Genomic DNA, 21,548 nt, shown 5'->3' with positions numbered 1-21,548 from the left:
CAAGGACGCGCGGATCGCCGCCCGTCCGACACCGCTGGCAAGATTTTGGCAGCCCCGCCGTCGATGCGTCACCTGCGAGGCCTTGCATCGAGGACGCGCGAGGAGAACCAGACCTCACCGAAGATCGCCGTGGCGGTGCGGTCCGGCAGCTTGTCCGACGTCAGCCAGATCGAGCGGCTGCGCGCGGCCTGGTCGCGCGTCGGGATCTTCGCCGCGGGGTCTGCAACCGAGGCGCCGACACATGGAATGAACCATGAGCGCATGAAGGGGTCGCAGGCGAAGCCTTTTTCTGTGCGGGTCACCATCACTGCCAGCGGGACGCGCTCGGCCGGGCGCCAGGGAAAGATCATGCGACCGCCCGCCCGCAACGCCTTCAGCCATCCCACCGGTGGCGCGGCGACGCCGGCATTGACGTAGATGATGTCGGATGGCGGCAAGGGCGACGTCACGGCATCGCCATGGACGACGGTTACATTGCCATAGGTTTCGAGATTTTGTCGTGCGAGCTCGGCCAGGTTTTTGTCGAGTTCGAAAGCGGTGACGGTGCCGCCGGGCGAAACCAGTTTGGCCAGCGCCGCAGTGTAGTAGCCGGTGCCGGCGCCGATGTGGCAAACGGCTTCGCCGGGTTTGGGCGCAAGTTTGCCGATCCACATGGCGTGCAGGAACGGCTCGCCATTGTTGATGCCCTTGTCGCTGTCGAGCGCCACCAGCACGTTCTGGTAGATGTGAGCCGGATCCGCGCTCGGCGTCGTGATCTTGCCGTTGCCGGCGATGATCGTCCACGGCCCAGGACCGAGGAAGGCTTCGCGCGGCACCTCGGCGAAGACCGCCTCCAGGCGCGGATCGGGCGAGCCGGCATTAGCGGCCATCAGCCTCGCGTAGAACTTCCTGGCGTCTTCGATCCCGGTCATGACGCGGGAGAAGATAGCGCGGATTGCCGATTTGTCGCCGGACTATCTCTCAGCAGAGCAGTCGATGTCGCGTCTCAGCCGACCCCGAACATGGTGTCGTAGAGCAGCTTGAAGTTGAGCACCAGGATGATCGCGGCGACCACCCAGGCCAGTGCCGCGACGCCGCGCGGAATGGCGAGGTTGCCCATCTTCTTCCTGTCGGAGACGAACTGCACCAGCGGGACAACCGCGAAGGGCAGCTGCATCGACAGGATCACCTGGCTGAACACCAGCAACTGGCCGGTGCCTTTTTCGCCATAGAGCGCGGTGACGATCACCACCGGGATGATGGCGAGCCCGCGCGTCAACAGGCGGCGTGCCCAGTTGGGGATGCGCAGGCGCAGGAAACCTTCCATGACGATCTGGCCGGCCAGCGTCGCCGTCACAGTCGAGTTCAGGCCGGAAGCCAGCAGCGCGACGGCGAACAGGATCGAGGCGATGCCGAGGCCCAGCAGCGGCGACAGCAGCTCGAAGGCCTGGCCGATCTCGGCGACATCCTGGTGGCCAGTGTCGTGGAAGGCGACCGCCGACACGATCAGGATCGAGGCGTTGACGAACAAGGCGAGCATCAGGGCGATGGTCGAGTCCGTCGTCGCCCATTTGATGGCGTCGCGCTTGCCCTTGTCGGTGCGCTCATAGGCGCGGGTCTGCACGATCGAGGAGTGCAGATAGAGATTGTGCGGCATGACGGTGGCGCCGATGATGCCGATGGCGATGTAGAGCATTGCCGGATTGGTGACGATCTCGGACGACGGAATGAACATGGCATGTAGGATCGAGCCGGCCGGCGGGGCGGCGACAAAGATCTGGATGGCAAAGCAGCTGAAGATGATGATCAGGAGCGCGATGACGAAGGCTTCGAGATAGCGAAAACCCTTGTTCATCAACAGAAGCACGAGAAAGGCATCGAGCGCCGTGAGCACGGCGCCGCCGATCAGCGGAATGCCGAACAGAAGCTGCAGCGCGATCGCGGTGCCGATGACTTCGGCCAGGTCGCAAGCAATGATGGCCAGTTCGCACGCGATCCACAGCATGAAATTGACGGGGCGCGGATAGTAGGCGCGGCAGGCCTGGGCGAGGTCGCGGCCGGTGGCGATGCCGAGGCGGGCAGCCAGCGCCTGCAGCAGGATCGCCATCAGGTTAGAGAGCATGATGATGAAGAGCAGCGTGTAGCCAAACTGCGCGCCACCGGCGAGGTCGGTCGCCCAGTTGCCCGGATCCATATAGCCGACCGAGACCATGTAGCCGGGGCCCATGAAGGCGAACAGCCGGCGGAACCAAACGCCCGAGTTCGGCACGGCGATGGAAGAATTGACCTCGCGCAGGCTGGGCTGGTCGTCCTCCTCGGGCCTGGCGAACCGCCAAGTGGATTGGGAGGCTGTGGCTTCGACTTCAGACATGAGGGGCTTTCCGCGAGACGTGTCGATGGTACCCTAAGCTATGCCATGGCTCAACATTATGCAATAAGCTATATTTCATTGTCGGTGCTTTTTGATCGAGCCGTGACCTGGCGCGGGAACGGTCGCCGACAACGCAGGTTGCGCCTGTGGCGGAATGCAAATAAACGGCCTGAAGAATCAGAGCCCGTGCTATGAATGCATGGACGGCTAAACTCCCAGGAGGGGCGCGCATTGGCGCTGAAGAACAGACCGGTCCCGCGCGAAAAGCCGCTGCCTGACGCCGACGTCCATTCGGAGGGGTTTAGGCACACGCGCGAAGCGCGCCGCAGCGCGTTGGTCGAGGATTATGTCGAGCTGATCGCCGACCTGATCGAAGACGGCAACGAGGCGCGCCAGGTCGATATCGCCGCACGGCTCGGCGTCGCCCAGCCGACGGTGGCCAAGATGCTGACCAGGCTGTGCGCCGACGGCCTGGTGTCCAGAAAACCCTATCGCGGCGTGTTCCTGACCGATGCCGGCCGCAAGGTCGCGGTGGAGAGCCGCATCCGCCACCAGACGGTGGAAGCCTTCCTGCGCTCGCTCGGTGTCAGCGCCGAGACTGCGCGCATCGATGCCGAGGGCATCGAGCACCATGTCAGCGCCGAGACGCTCGAGGCATTCCGCAAGGCGATGACGGCGGCACGCTGAGCTGCGTCAGCGCCGCGTTTCCCGAACGACGAAGCCGCGCGGGAACCGCCTGATGTTACGCACGTTGCTCCTGACACCGCGCGATTGGCGCGCGCCAAGGGAGGAAGTGATGGGCGTTGAACAGGCACCGACCGCTAAGGGCAAGCAGGCGGCCAAGGGATTGAAACAGGCGGCGGCCAAGGACGAGCGCAAGACCGAAGCCGAGACCGGTCACCCGCTGAAGAAGGGCGCCGCGCGTTTCGAGGAGCGCTCTAAAAGTTCCGACGGCAAGAGCGCCGGCGCCAAGCAGAGGGATTAGTCGCCTGCCGGGCTCTCACTCCCTGACATCTTGCACCCAGCTTCTGGGGTGGCCGTCGACGCGGAACTGGAAGATGAAATAAGGCGGGATGCAGGTGCCTTCACCAGGCTTGGCCTGGGGCAGGTCATCATAGCCGGCGGTGCAGATATAGTCCTCGCGGCAGGGATGCGCCTTGTCGCAGGCACGCAGGCCGGCGGTCTTGGTGAATTCCTTGGTGCAGAATTTGTGATCCTTGCCCGACGCGATACAGTCGTTGAAACCGGTTTTGGCCAACCGTCCGCACGTCGCCTCGTCGGGAAGCTTGTCGCAGCTTGCTTTGCGCAGCATGCCGCCGGGAAAGCCGCCGGTTTTCTGCTGCGGATTGTCATAGCGCTGGCGTGCGGCGCCATAGCCGGCGAGCTTGACCGGCGGCTTCTTGTCCCGCGCCGGATCGATGGCGCATGCCTTGGCGGTGGCCGGTGACAGCCGGCAATACCGGTCGTTGCCCCATGTCGACATTTTTATCTCGCCGAACTCGACGGGGTCGCCCACCGCCGTCCCGGCCTCGCTGACGCAGGTGCCGAACCCCGGATGGATGGCGCTTTCATGGACGCCGGCGCAGCGCAGGCCTTCGCCGCAGCTCCAGTCCTTGAAGCTCAAATCCTCGCCGCGATAGCAGATCGAGCCCCAGCCATTGTAGAGGTCGGTGCCCTTCAGCGCCTTGGCATATTTCTGGTCCGGACGGGCGGCAAAGCCACGCGTGAAATCCGGATGGCCGCCGGCGGCGAACTGCTCGACGATGGCGCGTCGACGCGGCAGGTCGGCAAAGAACACGGCCGAGCCCGGCACGAAGACAGCGTTGCGGCGTGGCTCGCTGGCCGGGTCGGCGCCGGTATAGTGGAAGCCGGCAATGCCATGCGTCTGGTGACAGCCGGTGCAGGTCATCTCATTGAGCCGCAGTTCGAAGCCGGCCACCGACTTGACGGAGGAGAGGGTATTGCCCCTGGCAACGTAGTCCTTCAGCGCCTTGTCGATATCGGCGTCGTCGACCAGCCCATAGGCGATGTTGTTCTGCGACCGGCTCAGGCCGCCGGGTGCTACGGAGACGGCGCTCTTGGCCAGGAACTTTTCGTCGATGACCAGCCGCCCATGATCGAGGTCGTAGATGTTGCGGTCGGTGAGCAGCCACTTGGCGAAGGACGGCTTGTCGGTCAGCACGATCGCCCGGTCGATCTGGTTCTCCATTTTCGATTCGTAGAAGCTCGAGGTGGCCGGATTCCATTTGAAGATCTTCAGCAGATATTCGGCGTGGCCGCCGAAATCGCGACGCGTCGAGGCCGATAGCCTGAGCACCTGCATGTTGAGTTCGAGCCGCATGATCTGCGACGAGTTCAGCATGGCGCCGGAGAGCGGCCCTTCGTCGGAGCGCAGCCAAGCCGCCAACTGGTCTGGCGGCAGATCCTTCTGCCCGGCGGCAAGCCAGCGCTTGGCGATTTCGGCGCAGGATACATCGATTGCGCTCGGCAAATCCCTTGAAGCACGGGCCTGGGCCCGCGTGGGCTTGGCGTTGAACACCAGGCTCATGGTCAGCGGCAGGCGCGAGGAAATGCGCTGGCCCGCCTTTCCCTTCACCGGCTTTTCCGCGACCGAATAGTGGAAGCGATAGATCAGCCGGATCTCGCCGCATTCGGTATGGCCGAGATAGCCGCGATCCATGCGGTTGACGACGCCGGTCAGGTCGAGCGTCGAGCCGTCGTCGTCGATGTATTTCGGATTGAATTTCTGGCTGATGTCGGTCGACTTGGCCATGGCCGCGACATAGGGGTCGGGACTGGTCTTCGGTTCGTCGGCGATCTCAAGCTTGACGGTGTCGCGGACGGTGGCCAGCGCCGGCACCGAAAACAGGCCGCGATTGTCGACCTCGCGGGTGAGGCCGAGTGCCGGACCGAGCAGGCGGCTGATCGACAGGCCGCCACGCTCCAGTGCCTGCAAAGTGGCAGGATCGGTGACGGCGACACTGGAATCAAGCGTCACCGCGCCGGCACTTGCGAGACCAAGGCAAAGCAGGGCCGCGAGCAGCGACACGAATTCACCGATCGTCTTCAAACCGCGCGCACCCCTCCGTTTGCGGCGATGCTACAGGCCTTCGGTGGTCTCGGCCAGAGCGGCGAGGCCGCCATTCGGCAGGGGTCCAGTATCGAAAAATGCTGTGACTTGGTGCAACCATTGGGATAATTGTTTGTTGGGTTGAACCGGCCATGCCGGAACAATGGGGAAGTTCGCAGCGCGAGGAGTTGCCATGCTCTGGAGAGGCCGTCGTCAGAGTGACAATATCGAGGACGACCGCAGCGACAGCGGCGGCGGGCTCGGCGGCGGCAGCCCCGGTCAGTTCCGCATTCCGATTGGCGGTCGTGCCGGGGGCGGCGGCAGCATCTTCCTCGTCATCCTGGTGGTGCTGGCCGGATGGTATTTCGGCTTCGATCCGTCGACGATCCTGGGCGGCGGCGACGGCGGCCTGCTGCCGGGCGGCGGCGGGCAGATCACCGACGACAGCGGCGGCCAGGACAGCGGCGCGGGTGCGCCCGCCAACGACGAGATGAAGCAGTTCGTCGCCACCGTGCTGGCCGAGACCGAAGACACCTGGACCGGCATCTTCAAATCGCAGGGCCTGACCTACGAAGACCCGAAGCTGGTGCTGTTCAGCGGCCAGGTCCGCTCGGCCTGCGGCTTTGCCTCCGCAGCAGCCGGACCGTTCTATTGCCCCGGCGACCACAAGGTCTATCTCGACATGACCTTCTTCCAGCAGCTCGACCAGCAATTCGGCGCCTCGGGCGAGTTCGCCCGGGCTTATGTGGTCGCGCATGAGGTCGGCCACCATGTGCAGAACCTGACCGGCATCATGGGCAAGTTCAACCAGATGCGGCAAGGCATGAGCGAAGCCGATGCCAACCAGCTGTCGGTGCGCATAGAGCTTCAGGCTGACTGCTTTGCCGGCGTGTGGGCACATTACACGGCGCAGAAAGGCATATTGGAGCAGGGCGACATAGAAAGCGCGCTGAACGCCGCCAAGCAGATCGGCGACGACACGCTGCAGAAGAAGACGCAAGGCTATGTCGTGCCAGAAAGCTTCAACCACGGCACCTCGCAGCAGCGGCAAACCTGGCTGGCGCGCGGCTACAAGAGCGGCAAGCTTTCGGATTGCAACACGCTGAGCGGCCCGATCTGAGAGACCGTTTTCCGAGATCGACCTGACGGCGAACCGCCGTCAGGGGATGTCAGGATGAAAATATCAAGCGTGTTCCCTTATTGTTCCGGGCGACAAGCTCGCCTATAAGGTGCGTCCGCCTGCGCCCCAGGGCGAGCAGAGGAGCTTGACCCTTTATGATCGACCCCAAAACCGCCAGACGGGGCCTTGCGCTCGTCTTCACGACGCTGCTGCTCGATATCATCGGCTTCGGCATGATCATGCCGGTGTTGCCGGCCTATCTCAGGGAGTTGACTGGCGTCAGCATCAGCGGAGCGGCGATCGAGGGCGGTTGGCTGTTCTTCGTCTATGCGGCGATGCAGTTCTTCTTTGGGCCCATCATGGGTGGCTTGAGCGACCGTTTCGGACGGCGGCCGATCCTGCTTGCCTCGGTGCTGACCTTTTCCATCGATAACCTGATCTGCGCCGTCGCCTGGTCCTTCCCGATGTTGTTCATCGGGCGCGTGCTGGCCGGCATTTCCGGCGCCAGCTATTCGACGACATCCGCCTTCATCGCCGACATCTCCAACGATGAGAACCGGGCGAAGAATTTCGGCTTGCTCGGCATCGCTTTTGGCGTCGGCTTCGTCATCGGGCCGGTTCTGGGCGGACTGCTCGGTACGTTCGGGCCGCGCGTACCGTTCTATTTCGCCGCCGGGCTGGCTTTCGTGAACTTCCTGATTGCGCTGTTCCTGTTGCCGGAAACGCTCGACGACAAGCATCGCCGCCGCTTCGAGTGGAAACGCGCGAACCCGGTTGGGACGCTCCTGCAGATGCGCCAATACAAAGGCATCGGCTGGATCGGGCTTGTTTTCTTCCTGATGACGCTCGGGCACATGATGTATCCGGCGGTGTGGTCGTTCGTCTCCAATTACCGCTACGGCTGGAGCGAGCAGCAGATCGGCTTTTCGCTCGGCGCCTTCGGCCTGTGCGGGGCGATCGTCATGGCGACGGTGCTGCCGCGCGTGATCCCCAGGCTTGGCGAGTGGAAGACGGCAGCCATCGGCCTTGCCTTCACGGCGCTCAGCGCCTTCGGTTACGCCTTCGCGTCGCAAGGCTGGATGATCTATGCGGTGATCGTCGTCGGCTGCCTGGAAGCGCTGGCCGATCCGCCGCTGAGGAGCCTCGCCGCCGCCAAGGTGCCGCCTTCAGCGCAAGGCGAACTGCAAGGCGCGATGACCTCGATCTTTTCGATCACCTCGATCATCACTCCGCTGCTCTATACGGCGATCTTTTCCTGGTTCACCGGGCCGAGAGCGCCCGTGACCTTCGGTGGCGCGCCCTATCTGGTTGGCGCGTTTTTCCTGACGCTGGCGCTGATCGTCTTCGTCACCAAGGTGGCAAAGCCGGTGGCGGTCAGAAACGTCACCACCAGCGTGGCGGAAGATGGAGCGCAGATATGAGCGATGACGGGCGCGTGAGGCGCGCGCCGCTTCCGGTTAAGCCCGCTCCGCCAGCAATTCTTCGCCGCGCTTTTCGCGGATCAGATTGACGAAGCGGCGGAACAGATAGTGCGAATCCTGCGGGCCGGGCGAGGCCTCGGGATGATGCTGGACCGAGAACACCGGACGGCCGGTCAGCGTGATGCCGCAATTCGAGCCGTCGAACAGCGAGACATGGGTTTCCTCGACGCCTGATGGCAGCGAGTCCGCATCGACGGCAAAGCCGTGGTTCATGGAGACGATCTCGACCTTGCCGGTGGTGTGGTCCTTTACCGGATGGTTGGCGCCGTGGTGGCCCTGATGCATCTTTGCGGTCTTGCCGCCGAGCGCCAGCGCCAGCATCTGGTGGCCAAGGCAGATGCCGAACACCGGGATGTCGGTCTTCAGCAGGTCCTGGATGACCGGCACGGCATAGTCGCCGGTGGCTTCGGGATCGCCGGGGCCGTTGGAGAGGAAGATGCCGTCCGGCTGCATGGCAAGGATTTCTTCAGCGCCGGTCTTGGCCGGCACCACGGTGACCTTGGCGCCGAGGCCGGCGAGCAGGCGCAAGATGTTGCGCTTGACGCCGTAGTCGATGGCAACGACATGCATCGAAGGATCGGCCTGTTCGCCAAAGCCTTCGTTCCAGACCCATGGCGTCTCGCGCCAGACCGAGGACTGACCTGACGTGACTTCCTTGGCGAGATCGAGCCCGATCAGGCCCGACCATGCGGCGGCGCGCTGCTTCAGGTCGTCGAGGTCGAAGACGCCGTCGGGCGCATGCGCAATGACTGCGTTGGGCATCCCCTTTTCACGGATCAGCGCGGTGAGCGCGCGGGTGTCGATGCCCGAAAGGGCGACGATGCCGCGCTTCTTCAGCCACTGGTCGAGACCGGTACCGGCGCGGTAGTTGGACGGGTTGGTGACATCGGCCTTGAACACGGCACCGACAGCGCCGGCGCGTGCAACCGGATTGAGATCCTCGATGTCCTCTTCATTGGTGCCGATGTTGCCGATATGCGGGAAGGTGAAAGTGACGATCTGGCCGGCATAGGATGGGTCGGTGAGGATTTCCTGGTAGCCGGTCAGCGCCGTGTTGAAGCAGACTTCGGCGACGGCGGAGCCGGTGGCGCCCAGGCCGCGACCCTCGATGACGGTGCCGTCGGCCAGCACCAGAAGGGCGGTCGGCCTTTCGGTTGCCCAAGCGGGGGTCATCTCGGCCATGGCGGCGCTCCTATCAGTCTGCACGCTGCAATCGGCCTGGCGGACCATCTGCGCGGCAAATAGCGCGAAGCGGCGATTTCGCGGCTTCCACGCAGTCAAGCTTCAGTTCATGCAAGGCCCAGTACATAGGGGAAGGGCGCAAAGCGGTCAATGATCATGAGCAATCGGGCTCCGATTTATTTCGTCAAGCAATATCAGTGGCTTGCCTGGCAATATCAGGGTTTGCGTTGGCCTGTCCCCGGCGCTATTGTCCGCGCCCATCGAAGGAGAAAGCACCATGCGTGGCAAAATCGCCGAATCCCTGAAGAGCGCGATGAAGGCGCAGGACAAGCACCKGCTGCCGACATTGCGGCTGATCCAGGCGGCCATCCACGACCGCGACATCGCCAATCGTGGTTCGGCCAAGGACCCTGCCAGCGATGAGGAAATCCTGCAGATCCTGGCCAAGATGGTGAAGCAGCGCGAGGAATCGGCCAAGGCCTTCGACGACGGCAAGCGACCGGAACTGGCGGCGCAGGAGCGTGGCGAGATGGAGATCATCCGCGCCTTCCTGCCGACGCAGCTGGACGAGGCCGCGGTGGCCGTGGCCGCGCGCGAGGCGATCGCGGCGACAGGTGCGGCCAGCCAGAAGGACATGGGCAAGGTGATCGCCGCGCTGAAGCAAAAATATGCCGGCCAGATGGATTTCGGCAAGGCAAGCGGCATCGTCAAGGGCCTGCTGCAGTAGGCTTGCCGCCCATCGCTGACCGGGGCTTGCGACCGTCAGCGGTTGCCAATTCGGCCTGACCGTTCACCAATGTCTTCGACAACGATGCGGATCAGGTGCCTGATCTCGTCTTGCCTGAAAGGCTCTCCCGAGAGCGCCGAAAGCATCGCCTGGCTGGGCGGCAGCCTATCCGGGTGCGGACTTCAAGACCCCTTGCAGATCGGCAGTGGCTGGGGCGGTGGTGCCGGATGATCCGTCTTGTATTGGGCGATGATCGGCTCGAGGGTTTTTCTCGGCCAGAATTTCGGCGCGCCGATTTCCTTCAGGCAGGATGCGTTCCAGTAGGGCACACCGCCCGACTGCGAACGGTGTGCCACTACCGCGGCAATGTCGCGTGATTCCGGATAGATGTAGAGCGTCGTCGGGTTGTCCTTCACCATCGAGATGATCTGCCGCGCATCCACCGGCGACCAGCTGGTGCATCCGTTGCTGCGGCCGCCAGGATAGTCCACCAGCTTGCCGAACGGCACCAAACCGTCATGGTCGGCATATGAGCTGTTCGGATTTTTGCGCATGCACTGGGCGCGCAGCACCTGCGCCGCATGGCCGCCGATCACCCGCTGCCTGGCATTGGCGGCTTCGCCTTCGCCGTCGAACTGTATGAAGGTGCGCAGGAAAGCCGCGTCCTGTTTCGCACCGGTGCGATAAAAGCCTTTGAACGATGTTTTCGCCTCGCGGGTGATATAGGCCCCGCCGGCGGTCAGTTCAGAATCCATGGCGTTGCCGAAGTTCTTCGCGCACCGTCTGCCATTTGAAAAATCGACAGTGCCTTTCAGATTCCGGCCGGCGCCATGACCCGATGAGATCGCGCGAAACGACTGGCTGGCTTCGCAGATGACATAGTACCGGCGCCCGAGCACGCCATTGCCCAGATCGCCGGGACGCGTGGCATCCATGGCAAAGTAGCAGGGGTTCCTGATCGCACCTTGCGCCACCTTTTTCAGGTAAAGCGCGCGGGCCCGCTCCAGGACCACTTGCGAGATCTGACCATCGCTGTCGCCGACATGGGCCTGCAACCAGGCGGGAACATCGGGAAGCGCGGCAAACGACCGCGCCGACACCGTCAAAGCGATGACGGCGAGGAGGAGGCTGGCGACGACACCCAGAGGGACAGATCTCAACCGCACCTGATCAATTCTCCCGCCCGTTCGCAATTCCTTGCGGTGTTGCCGCCGCGAATCGATCATAAATCGCCTCGCGCCAATCGGCGAAACACATCTTGTTTAGCAGGCCGCCCAAGCGGTGTTTTCAAAATGGTCAGGCAATCCGCAAGCTAACCACGCGAAGCCGGAAACCAAGGCGTGTTTGTCAGGCGGTTGCCGTCAGGTTCAGCAGGTGCGCAATCGGTGTCGGATTGTGCTGTGCGCGCAGTGCGTCGGCCGACTGCCGAACGACTTCCGAAATCCGCAGCAGCTGTTTGGCGATCGGGCTGGTCTTGCGCCAGACCATGCCGATCGTCCGTGACGGCTGAGGGCTCCTGAAGCGGGCGATGGAGACCGACGCCGAGCGCGTCTCCACCGGCACGGCCATTTCCGGGATCAAGGTGACGCCGATGCCGGCGCTGACCATCTGGACCAGGGTTGACAGCGAGCTGCCGTCCAGCAACTCGCGTGGCCGTGCCGAATGCATGTTGCAGAAGGACAGTGCCTGGTCGCGGAAACAATGGCCTTCTTCCAGCAGAAGCAGCCGCATTTCACGCAGCATTTCGCGATTGGGCACCGGCTTTCCCTCGTCTTCGCCGGGCCGGACCAGGACGAAGGCCTCGGCGAACAGCACGATTTCCGTCAGCGATGGTTCGGACACCGGCAAGGCAACGATGGCCGCATCGAGCCGACCGTCCGCCAGTTCCTGGATCAGCTTCTGCGTCTGCGTCTCGCGCACATGGATATCGAGGCCATCATGCATGCTCGAGAGGTTGCCAATGATCGTCGGCAGGAGGTAGGGCGCGATCGTGGGGATGACGCCGATGCGCAGCCGGCCGACCAGCCTGTCGCGCGAGGAACGCGCGAGATCGGCGAGCTCGTCCACCGAACGCAGGATGTCGCGGACGCGCAAGGCGAATTCTTCGCCGAAATTGGTCAGCCGGACCTGTCTAGCGCCTCTTTCGAAAAGCTCCGTGCCCAGCGTTTCCTCCAGTTCCCTGATCTGCACCGAAATGGCAGGCTGGGAGATCGCGCAGGCGTCGGCCGCGCGCCCGAAGTGGTTGTGCCGCGCCAACGCCTCGAAATAGCGCAGCTGCTTCAGCGTCAGGTTTGTCATAATGTCACCTTATCGCTGTAATCAGGAAATCCAACTTAAATTAATCGCGCAGCTTTGCTATAGGAGCTGCAAGGGAGATGAGGAGCAGCCGGGACGGCTTCGTCCGGGGCGTGCCCGCAGTGACAGGAACATCCAAGATATTCGGTCGCGTATCTGGCATACGGTCATGCGCCAGCCACGAAACGGACCGCTTCCAGGGACATCCTTTGTCCTTGTTCACGCAGCAGTTGAAACAGCTCAACACAGCCACGATCGGAGAAAAACATGGACGCACAAACTGACGACCCCAGCACGGGCAAATGCCCGGTCGTGCACACAGCCGTCGGCAGGGTCAACCGCGACTGGTGGCCGAATCAGCTCAATGTCCAGATTCTCCATCAGCAGTCGCCGCTGTCCGATCCGATGGGTGAGGCGTTCGACTATGCCGAGGAATTCAAGAGCCTCGACCTCGACGCCGTGATCAAGGACCTGCATGCGCTGATGACGGACTCGCAGGAGTGGTGGCCCGCCGATTTCGGCCATTACGGGCCGCTGTTCATCCGTATGGCGTGGCACAGCGCCGGCACCTACCGCATCGCCGACGGCCGTGGCGGCGCCGGGGCAGGCCAGCAGCGCTTCGCGCCGCTGAACAGCTGGCCGGACAACGTCAACCTCGACAAGGCCCGCCGGCTGTTGTGGCCGATCAAGCAGAAGTACGGCCGCAAGATCTCCTGGGCCGACCTTTTGATCCTGACCGGCAACGTCGCGCTGGAATCGATGGGCTTCAAGACCTTCGGTTTCGCCGGCGGCCGCGCCGACGTCTGGGAGCCCGAGGAGGACATCTACTGGGGTCCGGAAGGCAAGTGGCTGGCCGACGAGCGCTACAGCGGCGACCGCGATCTCCAGGATCCGCTCGGTGCCGTGCAGATGGGCCTGATCTACGTCAACCCGGAAGGACCGAACGGCAAGCCTGATCCGCTGGCCTCCGCGCGCGATATCAGAGATACCTTCGCGCGGATGGCGATGAATGACGAGGAGACCGTCGCGCTGATCGCCGGCGGCCACACCTTCGGCAAGACCCATGGTGCCGGCGATGCGACGCTGGTCGGCGTGGAGCCGGAAGGCGCCGACATCGAGCAGCAGGGCCTTGGCTGGGCGAGCACGTTCGGCACCGGCAAGGGCGGCGACGCTATCGGCAGCGGCCTGGAAGTGACTTGGACGACGACGCCGACGAAGTGGAGCAACAACTTCTTCGACAATCTGTTCGGCTTCGAATGGGAGTTGACCAAGAGCCCCGCCGGGGCGCACCAGTGGACGCCGAAGGGCGGCGCGGGTGCTGGCAGCGTGCCGGATGCGCACAATTCGGCCAAGCGCCACGCTCCCTCCATGCTGACCACCGACCTCGCTTTGCGGTTCGATCCTTCCTACGAGACGATCTCGCGGCGCTTCCATGAAAACCCGGCTCAGTTCGCCGACGCGTTCGCGCGCGCCTGGTACAAGCTGACCCACCGCGACATGGGCCCGCTCGTGCGCTATCTCGGTCCGTTGGTTCCGAACGAGCAACTGCCCTGGCAGGACGTCATTCCGGCGGTCGATCATGTGCTGATCGACGAAGAGGACGCTGCAGCACTGAAAGCCGAGATCCTGGCGTCCGGCCTGTCGGTGTCGCAGCTGGTGTCGGCGGCGTGGGCGTCGGCCTCGACCTTCCGTGGCTCCGACAAGCGCGGCGGCGCCAATGGCGCGCGCATCCGCCTTGCGCCGCAGAAGGACTGGGCCGTCAACCAGCCGGCGGAACTCGCCAAGGTGCTCGACAAGCTCGAAGCGATCCGCAAGGCGTTCAACGCTTCGCAGACCGGCAACAAGAAGGTCTCGCTTGCCGACCTGATCGTTCTCGGCGGCGGCGCCGCCGTCGAGAAGGCCGCGAAGGACGGTGGCCACAGCGTCGACGTTCCCTTCTGGCCGGGCCGCATGGATGCCTCGCAGGAGCAGACGGACATCCACTCCTTCGCACCGCTGGAACCGACCGTTGACGGTTTCCGCAACTATGTCAGCGGCAAGCAGCGGCTGACCGTCGAGGAGGCGCTGGTCGACCGCGCGCAACTGCTGACGCTGACGGCGCCGGAGATGACGGTTCTCGTCGGTGGCCTGCGCGTTCTCGGCGCCAATGCCGGGCAGTCGAAGCACGGTGTCTTCACCAAGCTGCCGGAAACGCTGAGCAACGACTTCTTCGTCAACCTGCTCGACATGGGCACGGAGTGGAAGGCGACCTCGGACGCCAAGGATGTGTTCGAAGGCCGCGACCGCAAGACCGGCGAAGTCAAGTGGACCGGCACCCGTGCCGACCTCATCTTCGGCTCGCACTCGCAGCTGCGCGCGCTGGCCGAAGTTTATGCGACCGCAGACGCCAAGGCGAAATTCGCCAGGGATTTCGTGGTGGCATGGACCAAGGTGATGAACGCCGACCGTTTTGATATCGCCTGAGCTCGGCAGAAGGCACTGGCGCGGCCTGGGAATGGTTGCGCCAGAGCGTCGGTTCCTCCCAAGGGATAAGACCAGGGCCGCGTTTCCAGCGATGGGAATGCGGCCTTGTCGCAAGAGGGTGCGCCCTGGTGGACCGTGCCTTCGCGGATAATGCTGCTACTTTATCGGCGCAGCTACTCCGCCGGTGCAAAATGGTCGAACTCGTCAAACCCGCGCTTGAACATCTACCGTCCTACAAGGCGGCGCTCGAGCGCGGCTGGTCGCCGGACAATGTGCGGCTCGAGCGAGCGACGCGCGAGCAGCTTGCGGCCATCGAAAAGGATCCGGTGGCCTTTCTCGCCGACCTCGATGACCCCCTGGCCAAGGGCGGCCCTATAACCTTGCCCGACGGCAGAAAGGTGCCGCGCCTGCCGGGCTTTCGGCGCTGGATCTGGGACGGCGAAGCTTCAGGTTCGATCGGCTTTCGCTGGCAGCCAGGTACGGCTGCGCTGCCGCCGCATGTGCTCGGCCATATCGGCTATGCGGTGGTGCCGTGGAAGCGACGGCGTGGCTACGCCACCGAGGCGCTGCGGCTGATGCTGGACGAGGCGAGGGCGGTCGGCTTGCCTTATGTCGAGATCACCGCCAAGCCGGGCAATCCGGCGTCGCACAAGGTGATCCTGACCAATGGCGGCAAGCTGGTCGAGCGTTTCTTCGAGGATGCCGCCTATGGCGGAGCGGAAAGCCTGCGGTTCCGGATCGAGCTGTAGCGGGCGCGCGAGTCCTCCTCACCCGTGCTCGTCGGCGCACAGCGCGTGGTCGGACAAGGCGCGGATGACGTAGCAGTCGCCGACCGTATTGCCGTGGCAGCAAGACGCGATGCGTTCGAGTTCGGCCTCCAGCCGCTGCAGCTGGGCAATCTTTTCCCGCACCGAGATCAGTTGCTCCCCGGCGATCCGGTCGGCATGGCCGCATGGCTGCTCGGGGTGGCCGCTCAATTCGATGAGCGAGCGGATATCCTCGACGGCGAAGCCGAGGTCGCGGGCGTGACGGATGAAGGCCAGCCGCTCGAGCTCCTGCCGGCCATAGCGGCGCTGGTTGCCTTCCGAACGCTCGGGTGCGGCAACCAGGCCCATCTGCTCGTAGTAGCGGATGGTCGGCACCTTGACCCCGGTGCGACGGGAGAGATCGCCGATCGAAAACATGATTTTGCCTCTTGAAGCTCTAGTGACTAGAGCAATTACAGTGTCCGACATCAGGGTTCAAGACTCACGCGGCGGCACGCCGCGCGGGCAAGCCAGACAGGTGATGCGATGACGGCTCCCCTCAGGCAGCCAAGTATCAGGCAGACACGGTTCAAGATCGACGGCATGGACTGCGCCTCCTGCGCGGCCAAGATCGAGACGGCGGTGCGCCGTCTCGATGGCGTCGCCGACGTCTCGGTTTCGGTGACCGGCGCCAGCATGACGGTCAGCCACGGCGGTGTACTGCCCGAAGACAAGGTGCTGCAGCAGGTGACGCGGCTTGGCTATGCCATCGCCAGGGCGGAAGCCAAGATCGACGGGCGTGCTTTAGTGGCCAAGGCAGATGATCATGCTGATCACGATCATGAAGGCCACGACCATGGCGGCGAGCCGGTCGGCGAGCGGACCGTCGGTTCCGCCCATCTCCACGGCGATGCCGAGTCGAGGCAGGCGTGGTGGCGCAGCCGCCGCGCGGCGCTGACGCTGGCCTGTGCTGCAGCGCTTCTTGCCACCTACGGCATCGGTCATCTGTTTCCGGCGGCCGAGCGCTGGGTCTTCCTGGCCGCACTGTTGGTTGGCCTGGTGCCGATCGCCCGGCGCGCGCTGATGGCGGCACTGGCCGGCACGCCGTTCTCGATTGAGATGCTGATGACCATCGCCGCCAGCGGTGCGGTGATGATCGGCGCCACCGAGGAAGCCGCCGCCGTGGTTGTGCTGTTCCTGATCGGCGAAATGCTGGAAGGCGTCGCTGCCGGCCGGGCACGGGCCAGCATCCAAGGCCTTGCCGACCTGGTGCCGAAGACGGCACTTGTCGAGCGGGCAGGCGGCACGGTCGAAGTCCCAGCCGAAGACCTTGTCGTCGGCGACGTGATCGTGGTGCGGCCAGGTGATCGTATCCCGGCCGATGGCGCGATTGTCGAGGGAGCGAGCGCTATCGACGAAGCACCTGTGACCGGCGAGAGCACGCCGAAGCGCAAGGGTGTCTCGGACGGTGTCTTCGCCGGCACGATCAGCACCGACGGTGTGCTCAAGGTTCGGGTGACGGCAGCAGCATCGGACAACACCATCGCCCGGGTGGTGCGGCTGGTGGAGGAAGCGCAGGAAGCCAAGGCGCCGACCGAGCGCTTCATCGATCGCTTCTCACGGTACTATACGCCTGCTGTGTTGGTGGTTGGGGCGCTGGTGGCGCTGCTGCCGCCGCTGGTTGCCGGCGGCGACTGGAATGAATGGATCTACAAAGGCCTGGCGATCCTGTTGATCGGCTGCCCCTGCGCACTGGTCATCTCGACGCCGGCGGCGATCGCCGCGGGCCTGGCCACCGGCGCGCGGCATGGCCTGTTGATGAAGGGCGGTGCCGTGCTGGAAGGCTTTCGCCGGATCACCGCCGTCGCCTTCGACAAGACCGGTACGCTGACCGCGGGCAAACCGGTGGTTACCGACATCGTGGCCTATGGGCTCGACGAACGCACCGTGCTGGCGCTGGCGGCAGCACTTGAGCAGGGCTCCAGCCATCCCCTGGCGGTGGCGATACTGGACAAGGCCAAGGCCGCCAAGGCGCCGGTGCCGCCGGCCCTGGCCGCGAAGGCGATTTCAGGCAAGGGCGTCGAGGGCAGCGTCGGCGGCGTCGCGGTCTTCCTCGGCTCCGGTCAGGCGGCGGGCGAACGTGCTGCGATGACCGAGGCGCAGCGGCTTGCTATCGACAGCCTCAACGGCCAGGGCAAGACCGTCTCGGTGCTGGTGGCCGATGGCGTGGTGACCGGGCTGATCGCCATGCGCGACGAGCCGCGGCCGGATGCGGCGGCCGGCATTGCGGCGCTAAAGGCCGAAGGCATCCGCGCTGTGATGCTGACCGGCGACAACCGACGCACGGCCGAAGCCATCGCCGCTTCGCTCGGCATCGAGGCGCGGGCTGAGCTCTTGCCTCAGGACAAGCTGCGCATCGTCGGCGAATTGCAGCGCGGGGGGCTGAGGGTGGCCAAGGTTGGCGACGGCATCAACGACGCACCGGCGCTCGCCGCCGCGGACATCGGCATCGCCATGGGCGGCGGCACCGATGTGGCGCTGGAAACGGCCGATGCGGCGATCCTGCATGGCCGGGTCATGGATGTCGTGCGGATGGTGCGACTGTCGCGGGCGGTGATGGCCAACATCGGCCAGAACATCACCGTGGCGCTCGGGCTGAAGGCGGTGTTCCTGGTCACCACCATTGCCGGCATCACCGGCCTGTGGCCGGCGATCCTGGCCGACACCGGCGCCACCGTGCTGGTCACCGCCAACGCCATGCGCCTGCTGCGCTGGCGCGGGTGACGCGCTTTTGTCTTGTGCTCTACTCGGCTGGGGCCGTGAGCGGCGGCGTGGCGTTGCTGCGTCCTTCCCAGACATAAGACGCGAGCGCCACCGCGATGGCGACCAGCATGGCGATGGCGCCAAGCAGCGGCAGGCTGCGGTAGCCGTAGCCGGCATTCAGCATCGCCGAGCCCAGCGATGCGGCAAGCGCGATGCCGACATTGAAGCCGGATGGAATGAGCGACGAAGCGAGATTGGACGCATCGGCGGTCCAGGCCAGGATACGGGTCTGGATCGGCGTGCCGATGGCGAAGTTGAGACCGCCCCAGACGACAATCGCCACAACCATCGGCAAGGGGTAGGGGCTGACGGCATAGATCACCGCCAGCGTCACCGCCTGCAGGGCTAGCATGGTGATCAGCGACGGCATCAGCTTCCAGTCGGAGAGCTTGCCGCCGAGGAAGACGCCGAGCGTGGCGCCGACGCCGTTGAGCAGCAGTACCCACGGCACCTGGCTTTCATCCAGCCCGGTGATTTCGAGCAATGTCGGCGTGATGTAGGTGAACAGGCCGAATTGGCCGATCATCAGCATCAGCATCAGGATCAGCGAAGTCCAGACCTGCTGGCGCGCCAGCACGCGAACCTCGCGCGCCAGGCCGGCGGGCTTGGCCTGATATCCGGTGGTGCGCGGCAAAAGGGCTGCCATGGCAAGCGTTGCCGCGACACCCAGCGCACCCATCACCCAGAAGGTCGCGCGCCAGCCCCAGACGTTGCCGATCGCGGTGCCGGCCGGCACGCCGATGACATTGGAGACGGTGAGCCCGGACAGGATGACGGCGACCGCCATGCCGCGCTGGTCCTCGCGCACGAGACCGACCGCCACGACCATGGCGACGCCGAAATAGGCGCCATGCGCTATCGCCACGGCAATGCGCAGCAACAGCATCGAGGTGAAATCGGGCGCCAGAGCGCAGGCCGCCTGGCCGATGGTGAAGGCGACGGCAAGGCCGAGCAGCAAGCTCTTGCGCGGCAGCGACTTGGTGGCGAGCGCCAGCAGCGGACCGCCGATGGCGATGCCGCAGGCATAGCCCGAGACGAGATAGCCGGCCGATGGAACCGAGACGCCGAGCCCCTCCGCCACCTGCGGCAGCACGCCGGCGATGACGAATTCGGTGGTGCCGAAAGCGAAGGCGGCGATGAACAGGGCGATGAGCGGAAGCGACATGGGAAGGCCCTAGCTGGAACGGCCTCAAACCACGGATGGGCGTTGCGGGCAATCCAGAAATTTTTGTCGCGACTTTAGGTTTTCTTGAGTGGACGTGCGGGCGTGGAACGCCGATCTCCCTCGCGGGGAGACCGGCAGGGTCAACCTCCGCTCGCCTTCAGCCGCGATCCAGTGAGCAGGCCGCGCTCTTCCAGCACCGGATAGGCCATCGACGCCAACAGCGAATTGATCTGCTTCAGGTCGCGGATAGTGTCGAGGTGGATCGAGCTGGTCTCGACGCTCTTGGCGGTTCCGTCGCGCAGCCGCACGAAATGGCTGGCGCTGGTTTCCTTCTCGCGGTCGCGCAGCTGGTCCTTTTCCAGCACCAGCTGGCGGGCGGTCTCGGGATCGCGTGATACCAGCACGTTGAAGGCGAGCCGAGCATTGGCCAGCACCGAAGCGTGAAAAGCGCAGAGTTCGCGCCAGCCCTCGGGCGTGAACTCAAGCCCGCGCTCGAGCTTCTTCTTCACATGCACCAGCATGTTGCGCACGATGATGTCGCCGACCTGCTCCAGCTTGACGCAGGCGCCGATCAACTCCTGGCAACGCAGCGCCTCGTCCTCGGTCAGCGGATTCCTGGTAAGCTTGGCCAGATAGAGCTTGATCGCCGCGTGCTTGCGGTCGACGCGGTCGTCGAGTGCTGCCAGCGCCTTGATCTTGTCGGCGTCGGCGCTCTCGTACAGCTCGATGATGCGCTTGAGCATGATCTCGACGGTCTCGCAGACCCGCACCACCTCGCGCGTGGCATTGGCCAATGCCTGGCTTGGAACGTCCAGCGCGCTCTCGTTGAGCGCGGAAAGCTCGACCACATCGAGTGTGGCGGCCGGCGCCGGTTTGGTGCCGAGTGCCACGATCTTCTCCGAGGCGCGGTAGACGAACCCGGCCAGCGGCAGGCCGGCGAGCAGGATCAGCACATTGAACAGGATGTGAGCGTTGACGATCTGGTCCGCCGCCGTCGCGCCAAGGAAGGCGACGTGTGGCCTGAAGGTCATGAACAGGATCAGCACGACCAGCGAGCCAAGCCCGCGCATCAGGAGATTGCCGATCGGCACGACGCGCACGGCGGGCCCGGCCGAACGGGTCAGCATCGGCGCGATGATCGAGGATCCGAGGTTGACGCCGAGGATGAGGACGACGCCGAGTTCCGGCGTGATCAGGCCACGGCCGGCCAGCGTCGCCATCAACAGAACCGCCGCGATACTCGACTGGAACAGCCAGGTGATCAGCGCCGCCAACAGATAGGCGGTGATGGAATCGCTGGAGAAGTAATTGATGATGACCGGCATGAGCTGGCTGTTGCGCAGCGGCTCCGATGCCTGGCCGATCATTTCCAGCGACAGGATCAAAAGGCCGATACCGACCAGGATGCGGCCGGACTGGCGCCAGTCGCGCCGCTCGGTGGCCATGAACATCACCGTGCCGGTGATCAGGCAGAGCGGCACCAGCAGGGTGAGATCGAAGGTCAGCAGCTTTACCACCAGCGCCGAGCCGATTTCCGCACCGCGCACGGCAAGCTGCCCGGCAGCGCCTGAGACGATGCCGGAGCCGGCGAAGGAGCCGACCAGTAGTGTGACAGCGGTGGAGCTTTGGAGGGCGATGGCGAGGCCGGTGCCGGCCAGCACCGCCATGATCGGATTGCGCATGGTGGCGCGCAGACGATGGCGCAGCACGTCGCCATAGGCGCGCTCTACGCCGGTTTTCACCATGCGGGTGGCAAACAGCATCAGCGCCACGGCGCCGGCCAGATGCAGAAGGACGACGGAACCGCTCATGTCGCTTTCCGCATGCGGACAACGGGGTGCGCGATGCGACAAGCGCGGCGATCAGTGGGGGAAACGAGGGTGCGAATCATATTCATGGCAGTGACCAGGATGACGATATTACATTAGCCGGGTAATAAAATCTTGTCGATTTCAAGGGCCGTTGCGCCGCGACAGGCGGTGTCGGAAAATGGACGGACGCGCAAATGGTTGCATAGCGAGGCTGCTGTGGCGCGGTGGATCGCGCGCGTTTGGCTGCGATCTTTGCGAGGATGTTCAATTCTCCTAAATAAGCGAAGGAATTCATTACACAATTGTAATGCAGGT

General features: G+C 64.4%; 17 protein-coding genes. 8 read left to right on the top strand and 9 right to left on the bottom strand.

What is annotated here, in order from left to right; all coding sequences use genetic code 11:
* Positions 1–68: 68 nt before the first annotated feature.
* Both AC1D0I_RS26255 and AC1D0I_RS26250 read right to left on the bottom strand, forming a co-directional pair.
* Positions 69–911 carry a protein-L-isoaspartate O-methyltransferase family protein gene (locus tag AC1D0I_RS26255; RefSeq protein ID WP_477398753.1) on the bottom strand — a complete coding sequence of 281 codons (843 nt, stop codon included), beginning with the start codon at positions 909–911 and terminating at the stop codon, positions 69–71.
* 74 nt (positions 912–985) lie between these two features.
* Positions 986–2,350, bottom strand: a complete 1,365-nt coding sequence (locus AC1D0I_RS26250; protein ID WP_457153166.1) for an Nramp family divalent metal transporter — start codon at positions 2,348–2,350, stop codon at positions 986–988.
* Between the two features lie 231 nt (positions 2,351–2,581).
* Here AC1D0I_RS26250 and mntR point away from each other — a divergent pair, with 231 nt between their 5' ends.
* Both mntR and AC1D0I_RS26240 read left to right on the top strand, forming a co-directional pair.
* Complete coding sequence (gene mntR / locus AC1D0I_RS26245) at positions 2,582–3,037, top strand: manganese-binding transcriptional regulator MntR (RefSeq protein WP_167392353.1); 456 nt, start codon at positions 2,582–2,584, stop codon at positions 3,035–3,037.
* A gap of 109 nt (positions 3,038–3,146) precedes the next feature.
* Entirely contained in the window at positions 3,147–3,335 is a 189-nt protein-coding gene (locus tag AC1D0I_RS26240; protein ID WP_095090960.1) for a hypothetical protein, read from the top strand.
* Between the two features lie 15 nt (positions 3,336–3,350).
* On the opposite strand, the gene AC1D0I_RS26235 is transcribed toward AC1D0I_RS26240, so the two are convergent.
* On the bottom strand, positions 3,351–5,420 hold the full coding sequence (locus AC1D0I_RS26235) for a hypothetical protein (RefSeq protein ID WP_477398751.1): 2,070 nt from the start codon (positions 5,418–5,420) through the stop codon (positions 3,351–3,353).
* A gap of 193 nt (positions 5,421–5,613) precedes the next feature.
* On the opposite strand from AC1D0I_RS26235, the gene ypfJ reads away from it, so the two are divergent.
* Together ypfJ and AC1D0I_RS26225 are read left to right on the top strand one after the other, a co-directional pair.
* Positions 5,614–6,540, top strand: coding sequence for a KPN_02809 family neutral zinc metallopeptidase (gene ypfJ, locus AC1D0I_RS26230; protein ID WP_477398749.1), 927 nt, complete (start codon positions 5,614–5,616; stop codon positions 6,538–6,540).
* A 155-nt stretch (positions 6,541–6,695) separates the two neighbouring features.
* Positions 6,696–7,961 (top strand): TCR/Tet family MFS transporter, encoded by a 1,266-nt coding sequence (locus AC1D0I_RS26225; RefSeq protein WP_477398747.1) that lies wholly within the window; start codon positions 6,696–6,698, stop codon positions 7,959–7,961.
* Positions 7,962–7,997: 36 nt separating this feature from the next.
* Here the strand turns inward: AC1D0I_RS26225 and carA are convergent, their stop codons facing one another.
* The gene (carA, locus tag AC1D0I_RS26220; RefSeq protein ID WP_477228132.1) at positions 7,998–9,203 is read right to left on the bottom strand and encodes a glutamine-hydrolyzing carbamoyl-phosphate synthase small subunit; all 1,206 of its coding nucleotides are present in this window, start codon (positions 9,201–9,203) and stop codon (positions 7,998–8,000) included.
* A gap of 277 nt (positions 9,204–9,480) precedes the next feature.
* On the opposite strand from carA, the gene AC1D0I_RS26215 reads away from it, so the two are divergent.
* The gene (locus AC1D0I_RS26215) at positions 9,481–9,930 is read left to right on the top strand and encodes a GatB/YqeY domain-containing protein (RefSeq protein ID WP_477398745.1); all 450 of its coding nucleotides are present in this window, start codon (positions 9,481–9,483) and stop codon (positions 9,928–9,930) included.
* Between the two features lie 182 nt (positions 9,931–10,112).
* On the opposite strand, the gene AC1D0I_RS26210 is transcribed toward AC1D0I_RS26215, so the two are convergent.
* Both AC1D0I_RS26210 and AC1D0I_RS26205 read right to left on the bottom strand, forming a co-directional pair.
* Positions 10,113–11,096, bottom strand: coding sequence for a hypothetical protein (locus tag AC1D0I_RS26210; protein ID WP_477398743.1), 984 nt, complete (start codon positions 11,094–11,096; stop codon positions 10,113–10,115).
* A gap of 181 nt (positions 11,097–11,277) precedes the next feature.
* Complete coding sequence (locus tag AC1D0I_RS26205) at positions 11,278–12,228, bottom strand: hydrogen peroxide-inducible genes activator (RefSeq protein ID WP_477228129.1); 951 nt, start codon at positions 12,226–12,228, stop codon at positions 11,278–11,280.
* Between the two features lie 264 nt (positions 12,229–12,492).
* Here AC1D0I_RS26205 and katG point away from each other — a divergent pair, with 264 nt between their 5' ends.
* Positions 12,493–14,688: a catalase/peroxidase HPI gene (gene katG / locus AC1D0I_RS26200; protein ID WP_477398741.1), complete on the top strand. Its 2,196-nt coding sequence runs from the start codon at positions 12,493–12,495 to the stop codon at positions 14,686–14,688.
* 191 nt (positions 14,689–14,879) lie between these two features.
* Positions 14,880–15,437, top strand: a complete 558-nt coding sequence (locus AC1D0I_RS26195) for a GNAT family N-acetyltransferase (RefSeq protein WP_477282514.1) — start codon at positions 14,880–14,882, stop codon at positions 15,435–15,437.
* 18 nt (positions 15,438–15,455) lie between these two features.
* Here AC1D0I_RS26195 and AC1D0I_RS26190 read toward each other — a convergent pair whose 3' ends face one another.
* A complete protein-coding gene (locus AC1D0I_RS26190) occupies positions 15,456–15,872 on the bottom strand; it encodes a MerR family transcriptional regulator (protein ID WP_477300529.1) in 417 nt (138 codons plus the stop codon).
* 108 nt (positions 15,873–15,980) lie between these two features.
* On the opposite strand from AC1D0I_RS26190, the gene AC1D0I_RS26185 reads away from it, so the two are divergent.
* Complete coding sequence (locus AC1D0I_RS26185) at positions 15,981–18,218, top strand: heavy metal translocating P-type ATPase (protein WP_477398739.1); 2,238 nt, start codon at positions 15,981–15,983, stop codon at positions 18,216–18,218.
* A gap of 19 nt (positions 18,219–18,237) precedes the next feature.
* Here AC1D0I_RS26185 and AC1D0I_RS26180 read toward each other — a convergent pair whose 3' ends face one another.
* Together AC1D0I_RS26180 and AC1D0I_RS26175 are read right to left on the bottom strand one after the other, a co-directional pair.
* Entirely contained in the window at positions 18,238–19,422 is a 1,185-nt protein-coding gene (locus tag AC1D0I_RS26180) for an MFS transporter (RefSeq protein ID WP_477398737.1), read from the bottom strand.
* A gap of 140 nt (positions 19,423–19,562) precedes the next feature.
* On the bottom strand, positions 19,563–21,233 hold the full coding sequence (locus AC1D0I_RS26175; protein WP_477228123.1) for a Na/Pi cotransporter family protein: 1,671 nt from the start codon (positions 21,231–21,233) through the stop codon (positions 19,563–19,565).
* Between the last annotated feature and the right edge of the window lie 315 nt (positions 21,234–21,548).

This window comes from Mesorhizobium sp. P2_D1, assembly GCF_056404455.1.
This window is presented reverse-complemented; position numbering and strand designations above follow the sequence as displayed.